Below are 1,495 nucleotides of genomic sequence, written 5' to 3'. Positions count from 1 at the left end.
GCTTCGTCGCTATAGTGGATGCCTGATGTCTGCTTAATAGAGAAATAGTCAATACTGCCAAGTAAGAACATTACTAGGGCGGGATGAATGATGTGGACCTCATTAAGCAGTAAGGATAACATGATTTACGAAATGTTTAAGGTAGCGCTACAGTTGGAGGAACCGTGGAAATTAATGCACGTCGAGTTCGATAACCAAGAAGACGCCTGGCATTTGTTCATCGACTTCGAACGTGGAGCAACTTTTGCTTGTCCCGTATGCGGAGCCGAAAGTAAAGCGTATGATGCGGAAGTGAAGAAATGGCGTCATCTGGACTTCTGGAATTGGAAAACCTACATGCATGCCCGGGTACCGAGAACGAACTGCGGCAGTTGCAAGAAAGTGACGCAAGTACCGGTAAAATGGTCAAGGCCGCTATCGCATTTTACGCTACACTTTGAAGCTTGGGCGATGCGACTCATGGCGGAAATGCCGGTCAACGCAGCGGCGCGGGAACTGCGCGAGCATGACACGCGGATGTGGCGGATCTTCCATCACTACGTGGAAAAAGCGATGGCCGAACTGGACTTAACCTGTGTGAAGCGGATTGCGATCGATGAAACGTCCTCCCGCCGCGGTCATCGGTACATTACGCTGTTTCTTGATGCCGAGGCCAAAACGGTGCTGTTTGCAACCGAAGGTAAGGGAATGGATACGCTGGGACGATTCAAGGAGCTGCTGGTCACCAAAGGCGCTAGTAGCGATCAGATTAAGGAAGTATGCTGTGACATGTCCCCGGCGTTTATTCGGGGAATTGAAGATTACTTTCCCCAAGCCGAGATCACCTTTGATAAATTTCACGTCATGAAGTTGGTAAATGAAGCCGTTGATGATGTCCGGATTGCCGAGCAAAAGCAAACGCCGGAGTTGAAACACACCAAATATATTTGGCTTAAGAACGAGTCAAACTTAAAGGCAGAACAGAAGGAAACGCTGACGCGGCTGAAAGACAGCAAACTGCAAACCGGTCGTGCGTATCGTTTAAAGCTAGCCATGCAGGATTTTTGGAGCGTGCCACATATCTTTGCGGATGTATACCTCCGGGAGTGGATCGGTTGGGCGATTCGGTCACATCTCACGCCTATGATTGGTCTGGCAAAAACCATTAAGCTGCACGAGGAAGGCATCTTACGTTGGTTCCACAGCAAAATGACCAACGGACTGTTGGAGGGCATTAACGGGTTAGTTCAAGCTGCAAAGCGCAGAGCGCGTGGCTATCGTAACGTTGAAAACCTGATCGCCATGGTCTACATGACGGCGAACAAGCTCCGTTTGCCAATGCTCGGGGCTCGCCGAGCACAATAATCCTTACCGCCTTGTGACCCCGCCTCATAGGAAGAAGGAGCGGTCAAGCGCTCTTCTTGACGGCTTCTTCTTCCTATGAGATTCTCCAAACAAGCGGAAGGGTTATGAATCTCGTTAATAGGCATTAACCCACCTAATAGCGCGAAGAGCC

At 49.8% G+C, this 1,495-nt stretch carries 1 protein-coding gene; it reads left to right on the top strand.

Annotated features, from left to right (window positions below; translation table 11 throughout):
• Positions 1-120: 120 nt before the first annotated feature.
• Positions 121-1,344, top strand: coding sequence for an ISL3 family transposase (locus tag FKP33_RS26685; RefSeq protein ID WP_258313572.1), 1,224 nt, complete (start codon positions 121-123; stop codon positions 1,342-1,344).
• The last annotated feature ends 151 nt before the right edge of the window (positions 1,345-1,495 follow it).

Source organism: Paenibacillus sp. tmac-D7, assembly GCF_006519665.1.
In the GTDB taxonomy this organism is placed as follows: Bacteria; Bacillota; Bacilli; order Paenibacillales; family NBRC-103111; genus Paenibacillus_G; species Paenibacillus_G validus.
The sequence above is the reverse complement of the archived record's forward strand: the minus strand, read 5'-3'. Positions and strand labels throughout refer to the sequence as shown.